We start from the raw sequence: 6,867 nt of genomic DNA on the forward strand, positions 1-6,867 counted from the left end.
GTGAATATTGTGATTTCAAAACCAGATAAAAACAAAACCCGCCAAAAACGCCATCGTCGCGTACGCGGTAAACTCTCTGGAACTGCAGAACGCCCACGTTTGAACATTTTCCGTTCTAATACAGGCATCTACGCTCAAGTTATTGATGACGTAGCGGGTGTAACGCTCGCAAGCGCATCAACTCTTGATAAAGACGTTTCAAAAGGAACAAAAACTGAACAAGCCGTTGTAGTCGGCAAACTTGTTGCTGAACGTGCAGTGGCTAAAGGTATTTCTGAAGTGGTGTTTGACCGCGGTGGATATCTATATCACGGACGTGTAAAAGCTTTGGCTGATGCAGCTCGTGAAAACGGATTGAAATTCTAAAGGGGAGGACACAAAATAATGGCATTTAAAGATAATGCAGTTGAACTTGAAGAACGCGTTGTTGCTATCAACCGTGTTACAAAAGTTGTAAAAGGTGGACGTCGTCTTCGTTTTGCTGCTCTTGTAGTAGTTGGTGATGGAAATGGACGTGTAGGATTCGGTACAGGTAAAGCTCAAGAAGTACCAGAAGCTATTCGTAAAGCTGTTGAAGCAGCTAAGAAAAATATGATTGAAGTACCAATGGTTGGCACAACAATTCCTCACGAAGTATTTACTAACTTCGGTGGAGCAAAAGTATTGTTGAAACCAGCTGTAGAAGGTTCTGGAGTTGCCGCTGGTGGTGCAGTTCGTGCCGTCATCGAATTAGCAGGTATTGCTGATATTACTTCAAAATCTCTTGGTTCAAATACCCCAATCAACATTGTTCGTGCAACTGTTGAAGGGTTAAAACAACTTAAACGTGCAGAAGACGTTGCCGCATTACGTGGTGTTTCTGTATCTGACTTAGCATAAGAAAGGGGATAACAATGGCTCAAATTAAAATTACTTTGACTAAGTCTCCAATCGGACGTAAGCCAGAACAACGTAAAACTGTTGTTGCTCTTGGACTTGGCAAATTAAATTCTTCAGTTGTTAAAGAAGATAACGCAGCTATTCTTGGAATGGTTAACGCTATCAGCCACTTAGTAACTGTAGAAGAAGTTAAATAATAAATAAGCAGACCGGTTGGATTCTACCAGCCCCTGCAAATAGGATTTAAGTCGCAAGCTTTTAGCTTGTGACTTAAAGTTAATTTTATGTATAGGCGAGTTTCTATGGGGAGTCCTTTCCCCTCATAGAGGCGCTAGCAATTTACAAATAAGGAGAAAAAATGAAACTTCATGAATTAAAACCTGCTGAAGGATCACGTAAAGTACGTAACCGTGTTGGACGTGGATCATCATCTGGTAACGGTAAAACATCTGGTCGCGGACAAAAAGGTCAAAACTCTCGTAGTGGTGGTGGCGTTCGTTTAGGTTTTGAGGGTGGACAAACACCATTGTTCCGTCGCATGCCAAAACGTGGCTTCTCAAACATCAATGCTAAAGAGTATGCACTTGTTAACCTTGATCAATTAAACGTTTTTGAAGATGGTACTGAAGTAACTCCAGTTATGCTTAAAGAAGCTGGAATCGTTCGTGCTGAAAAATCAGGCGTTAAAGTTCTTGGTAACGGCGAATTGACTAAAAAATTGACTGTTAAAGCAGCTAAATTCTCAAAATCTGCTGAAGCAGCAATCACTGCTAAGGGTGGTTCAATCGAAGTCATCTAATGAGGGGTAACTCATTATGTTCTTAAAAATACTAAAAGACGCACTGAAAGTAAGGACTGTTAGAAATAAAATTTTCTTTACAATCTTTATTATCCTTGTCTTCCGAATCGGAACGCATATAACAGTTCCAGGAGTCAATGCAAAAAGTTTAGAGCACTTGAGTGAACTTCCTTTTTTAAATATGTTGAACCTTGTCAGTGGTAATGCCATGAGAAACTTTTCGGTCTTCTCAATGGGTGTCAGTCCATACATTACTGCGTCTATCGTTGTTCAATTATTACAAATGGATATCCTACCAAAATTTGTTGAATGGGGGAAACAAGGTGAAGTTGGTCGTCGTAAGTTAAATCAAGCGACTCGCTATATTTCACTCTTCCTTGCATTTGTACAATCAATTGGTATCACTGCTGGGTTCAATACCTTGTCTAGTGTTGCTCTAGTTAAAACACCAAATGTCAAAACCTATTTGTTAATTGGTGCTTTGCTTACAACTGGTAGTGTTATTGTTACTTGGCTTGGAGAACAGATTACAGATAAAGGATTTGGTAATGGTATTTCGATGATTATCTTTGCAGGTATCATCTCATCTATTCCAAATGCAATTGCAACCATCCACGAAGATTACTTTGTTAATGTTCGTTCCGGTGAGTTAAACATGTCTTACGTTATTGTAGGCTTGATTATTTTGTCGGTACTTGCCATTGTCTTTTTCACAACATATGTTCAACAAGCGGAATATAAAATTCCAATCCAATATACAAAACTTGTTCAGGGGGCTCCGACAAGTTCATATCTTCCTTTAAAAGTCAATCCAGCTGGCGTTATTCCCGTTATCTTTGCTAGCTCGATTACGACTATTCCAAGTACGATTATACCGTTCTTCCAAAATGGTAAAGATATTCCTTGGTTAACGAAACTACAAGAAGTTTTAAACTATCAAACTCCAACTGGAATGATAGTCTATGCGTTTTTGATTATTTTGTTCTCATTCTTCTATACCTTTGTACAAGTAAATCCTGAGAAAACAGCTGAAAATCTACAGAAGAACTCGTCTTATATTCCAAGTGTGAGACCTGGACGAGAAACAGAACTTTATATGTCATCATTGCTCAAAAAACTTGCTACAATTGGTTCAGTTTTCCTAGCATTTATCTCTCTTGTGCCAATCGCTGCGCAACAAGGACTTAATCTTTCATCTAGTATTGCACTAGGGGGAACAAGTTTACTAATTTTGATCTCAACGGGCATAGAAGGAATGAAACAACTTGAAGGCTATCTTCTGAAAAGAAAATATGTCGGATTTATGAATACAGCAGAATAGAATATAGGTTGACCTTGTCAACCTACTATTTTGTTTTTGGGTGATAACAAGACTTAGCGTTATTTCTTGTTATCAGTTGAAAACAAAAGCAAAAATGAATTATCATTTTTCTAAAAATTTAGTCAAGAGGAGACTGACATGAATCTTTTAATTATGGGTTTACCAGGTGCTGGTAAAGGGACACAAGCAGCAAAGATTGTTGAAGAGTTTGGGTTAATTCATATTTCAACAGGCGATATGTTCCGCGCAGCTATGTCTAACAAAACTGAAATGGGTGTCCTTGCAAAGTCTTATATTGATAAAGGTGATTTAGTACCGGATGATGTCACAAATGGTATTGTTAAAGAACGCCTTGGTCAAGCTGATATTGCAGAAAAAGGATTTCTATTGGATGGCTATCCACGTACAATTGACCAAGCACATGCATTAGATGCAACTTTAAAAGAATTAAACTTAAACTTGGATGGCGTTATCAATATTGATGTTAATCCAGAATCATTAATTGAGCGTTTAAGTGGTCGTATTATTAACAAAAAAACAGGCGAAACCTTCCACAAAGTCTTTAACCCACCAGTAGGTGATTACAAGGAAGAAGATTTTTATCAACGCGAAGACGATAAACCAGAAACTGTTAAGCGCCGTTTAGATGTTAATATTGCTCAAGGGCAACCAATTTTAGATCATTATCGTAAAGCAGGAATTGTTAACGATATTGATGGAAATAAAGATATTTCAGAAGTTTTTGTTGACATTGAAAAAGTCGTTAAAAACCTAAAATAAAATATCATAAATAACTTGCGAAACTTAAAGTCAAGTGATATAATAGGCTAGTCTGACTTATAATTGTTACCTCTGTGCTCAGAGGACATCAAATCGAAATTTAGGGGGTACTTTTGCGTGGCAAAAGAAGACGTGATTGAAATTGAAGGCAAAGTTGTAGAAACAATGCCAAACGCAATGTTTACTGTTGAATTAGAAAATGGGCATCAAATTCTAGCAACTGTATCAGGAAAAATCCGTAAAAATTACATTCGTATTTTAGTAGGTGATCGTGTTACAGTGGAAATGAGTCCATATGACTTAACACGTGGACGTATCACATACCGCTTTAAATAATCGAAATAATTGGAGGGATTAAAACATGAAGGTAAGACCATCGGTTAAACCAATTTGCGAATACTGTAAAGTAATTCGTCGTAACGGTCGTGTTATGGTGATTTGTCCAACAAATCCAAAACACAAACAACGTCAAGGATAATATAGAAAGGAGAAAAAATGGCTCGTATAGCTGGAGTTGATATTCCAAACGATAAACGTGTAGTAATTTCACTTACTTATGTATACGGTATTGGTCTTGCAACATCTCAAAAGATTTTAGCAGCTGCTGGTATCTCTGAAGATATCCGTGTTAAAGACTTAACATCAGATCAAGAAGATGCAATCCGTCGTGAAATCGATTCAATCAAAGTTGAAGGTGACCTTCGTCGTGAAGTTAACTTAAACATCAAACGTTTGATGGAAATCGGTTCATACCGTGGAATTCGTCACCGTCGTGGACTACCTGTCCGTGGACAAAACACAAAAAATAACGCTCGTACTCGTAAAGGGAAACCTACTGCGATTGCAGGTAAGAAAAAATAATATAGGAGGTAAAGAAATTGGCTAAACCAACACGTAAACGTCGTGTGAAAAAGAACATCGAATCTGGTGTTGCACATATTCACGCTACATTTAATAACACTATTGTTATGATTACAGATGTTCACGGTAATGCTCTTGCATGGTCATCAGCTGGTGCTCTTGGTTTCAAAGGTTCTCGTAAATCAACACCTTTCGCTGCCCAAATGGCTGCTGAAGCTGCTGCGAAATCTGCACAAGAACACGGACTAAAAACTGTTGAAGTTACTGTAAAAGGCCCTGGTTCAGGTCGTGAATCAGCTATTCGTGCACTTGCAGCTGCAGGTCTAGAAGTAACTGCAATTCGTGATGTGACTCCTGTACCACATAATGGTGCTCGTCCTCCAAAACGTCGTCGTGTATAATCATAATAACTAATAGTACACAAGTTTCGTTTCGAGGGGTGAAAAAATGATTGAGTTTGAAAAACCAATAATAACAAAAATTGATGAAAATAAAGATTACGGAAGATTTGTCATCGAACCATTAGAACGTGGTTACGGTACAACTCTAGGTAATTCGCTTCGTCGTGTACTTCTGTCATCACTTCCAGGTGCTGCAGTAACATCAATTAAAATTGATGGGGTACTACACGAATTTGATACAATCCCAGGTGTACGTGAAGATGTTATGCAAATTATCCTTAATGTTAAAGGACTTGCTGTAAAATCTTACGTAGAAGACGAAAAGATGATCGAACTAGACGTTGAGGGACCGGCTGAAGTAACTGCTGGAGATATTCTAACAGATAGCGACATCGAACTTGTTAACCCAGATCATTATCTATTTACTATCGCAGAAGGTCATTCTTTGAAAGCAACAATGACTGTTGCAAAAAAACGTGGTTATGTTCCTGCTGAAGGTAATAAACAAGATGATGCACCTGTTGGAACATTGGCTGTTGATTCAATCTACACGCCAGTAAAAAAAGTTAATTATCAAGTTGAGCCTGCCCGTGTCGGTAGCAATGACGGCTTCGATAAATTAACAATTGAAATCATGACAAATGGAACAATCATTCCTGAAGATGCATTAGGTTTATCTGCTCGAGTTTTAATCGAACACCTTAACCTGTTTACAGACCTTACAGAAGTTGCTAAAACGACTGATGTGATGAAAGAAACAGAAAAAGTGAACGATGAAAAGATACTTGATCGCACAATCGAGGAACTTGATTTATCCGTACGCTCATATAACTGTTTGAAACGTGCAGGTATCAATACTGTATTTGATTTGACAGAAAAATCTGAGCCTGAAATGATGAAAGTCCGTAACTTAGGTCGTAAGAGCCTTGAAGAAGTTAAGGTGAAACTTGCTGATTTAGGTTTAGGACTAAAAAACGATAAATAATATAGGAGGACAAAATGGCTTACCGTAAACTAGGACGCACTAGCTCACAACGTAAAGCGATGCTTCGTGATTTAACAACAGATTTATTAATCAACGAATCAATCGTTACAACTGAAGCACGTGCAAAAGAAATCCGTAAAACAGTTGAAAAAATGATTACTTTAGGTAAACGTGGTGATCTTCATGCACGTCGTCAAGCAGCAGCTTATGTACGTAATGAAATTGCATCAGAAAACTATGATGAAGCTACTGATAAATATACATCAACTTCAGCACTTCAAAAATTATTCTCTGAAATTGCACCTCGTTACGCTGAACGTAATGGTGGATACACACGTATTCTTAAAACAGAACCGCGCCGTGGAGATGCTGCTCCAATGGCGATTATTGAATTAGTTTAATTTTTATCAATTTTGTTGAGTGTTATGATGATGGAAAGGTCTCAATTCCTTTCTTAGTCTAGCTCTGGTCTACCGCTAGGATTTATTCCTAGCGGGAACACTCATCATATTGTTAGTGGTAACGCTTGTTTACGAAATGTTTCTATTTGTAGATGCACTTCGTAAGCAGGCGTTTTGTCATCTATTTGCCTCTATTTTCGACCTTATAACTAGTTGACAATGATTTTTATATAATGATAATTTAAAGCTCTTAAAGCGGCTTAAAATTCGTTATGAACGCATTATAAGGTTTTAAAGATGATTTTATAAAAATATGGCAAATTACAAGTTCAAGTTAGCCATTTAGTAAAAACTCTTTAGGAGATTTATAATCTAGTATTTTTTTAGGATAGTTATTTATCCAATTTTCAATGAATGCGACCTGTTTTAGGGTCGCATTC

The 6,867-nt window shown here is 37.6% G+C and carries 12 protein-coding genes and 1 pseudogene; 12 read left to right on the top strand and 1 reads right to left on the bottom strand.

The window, feature by feature from the left end; all coding sequences use genetic code 11:
• The first annotated feature begins 9 nt into the window (after positions 1-9).
• From rplR to rplQ, 12 genes are all read left to right on the top strand, one after another.
• Positions 10-366 (top strand): 50S ribosomal protein L18, encoded by a 357-nt coding sequence (gene rplR / locus ACVRZD_RS09530; RefSeq protein ID WP_155274957.1) that lies wholly within the window; start codon positions 10-12, stop codon positions 364-366.
• A gap of 18 nt (positions 367-384) precedes the next feature.
• Positions 385-879, top strand: a complete 495-nt coding sequence (gene rpsE / locus ACVRZD_RS09535) for a 30S ribosomal protein S5 (RefSeq protein WP_037626716.1) — start codon at positions 385-387, stop codon at positions 877-879.
• 14 nt (positions 880-893) lie between these two features.
• A complete protein-coding gene (gene rpmD / locus ACVRZD_RS09540) occupies positions 894-1,076 on the top strand; it encodes a 50S ribosomal protein L30 (protein WP_024383066.1) in 183 nt (60 codons plus the stop codon).
• A gap of 161 nt (positions 1,077-1,237) precedes the next feature.
• The gene (rplO, locus tag ACVRZD_RS09545; protein ID WP_037626718.1) at positions 1,238-1,678 is read left to right on the top strand and encodes a 50S ribosomal protein L15; all 441 of its coding nucleotides are present in this window, start codon (positions 1,238-1,240) and stop codon (positions 1,676-1,678) included.
• A gap of 16 nt (positions 1,679-1,694) precedes the next feature.
• Complete coding sequence (secY, locus tag ACVRZD_RS09550; RefSeq protein ID WP_037626720.1) at positions 1,695-2,999, top strand: preprotein translocase subunit SecY; 1,305 nt, start codon at positions 1,695-1,697, stop codon at positions 2,997-2,999.
• Positions 3,000-3,137: 138 nt separating this feature from the next.
• Positions 3,138-3,779, top strand: a complete 642-nt coding sequence (locus tag ACVRZD_RS09555) for an adenylate kinase (protein ID WP_037626722.1) — start codon at positions 3,138-3,140, stop codon at positions 3,777-3,779.
• 117 nt (positions 3,780-3,896) lie between these two features.
• Positions 3,897-4,115, top strand: coding sequence for a translation initiation factor IF-1 (gene infA, locus ACVRZD_RS09560; RefSeq protein ID WP_001040189.1), 219 nt, complete (start codon positions 3,897-3,899; stop codon positions 4,113-4,115).
• A gap of 25 nt (positions 4,116-4,140) precedes the next feature.
• The gene (rpmJ, locus tag ACVRZD_RS09565; RefSeq protein WP_000868345.1) at positions 4,141-4,257 is read left to right on the top strand and encodes a 50S ribosomal protein L36; all 117 of its coding nucleotides are present in this window, start codon (positions 4,141-4,143) and stop codon (positions 4,255-4,257) included.
• Between the two features lie 17 nt (positions 4,258-4,274).
• Positions 4,275-4,640 carry a 30S ribosomal protein S13 gene (gene rpsM / locus ACVRZD_RS09570; protein WP_003083837.1) on the top strand — a complete coding sequence of 122 codons (366 nt, stop codon included), beginning with the start codon at positions 4,275-4,277 and terminating at the stop codon, positions 4,638-4,640.
• A 17-nt stretch (positions 4,641-4,657) separates the two neighbouring features.
• On the top strand, positions 4,658-5,041 hold the full coding sequence (gene rpsK, locus ACVRZD_RS09575) for a 30S ribosomal protein S11 (RefSeq protein ID WP_001118387.1): 384 nt from the start codon (positions 4,658-4,660) through the stop codon (positions 5,039-5,041).
• 46 nt (positions 5,042-5,087) lie between these two features.
• On the top strand, positions 5,088-6,026 hold the full coding sequence (locus tag ACVRZD_RS09580) for a DNA-directed RNA polymerase subunit alpha (RefSeq protein WP_037626724.1): 939 nt from the start codon (positions 5,088-5,090) through the stop codon (positions 6,024-6,026).
• 14 nt (positions 6,027-6,040) lie between these two features.
• Entirely contained in the window at positions 6,041-6,427 is a 387-nt protein-coding gene (gene rplQ / locus ACVRZD_RS09585; RefSeq protein ID WP_003104597.1) for a 50S ribosomal protein L17, read from the top strand.
• 334 nt (positions 6,428-6,761) lie between these two features.
• Here the strand turns inward: rplQ and ACVRZD_RS09590 are convergent.
• A pseudogene (locus tag ACVRZD_RS09590) lies at positions 6,762-6,867 on the bottom strand (IS30 family transposase); the annotation flags it as partial.

The sequence above is a fragment of the Streptococcus hongkongensis genome (assembly GCF_053206145.1).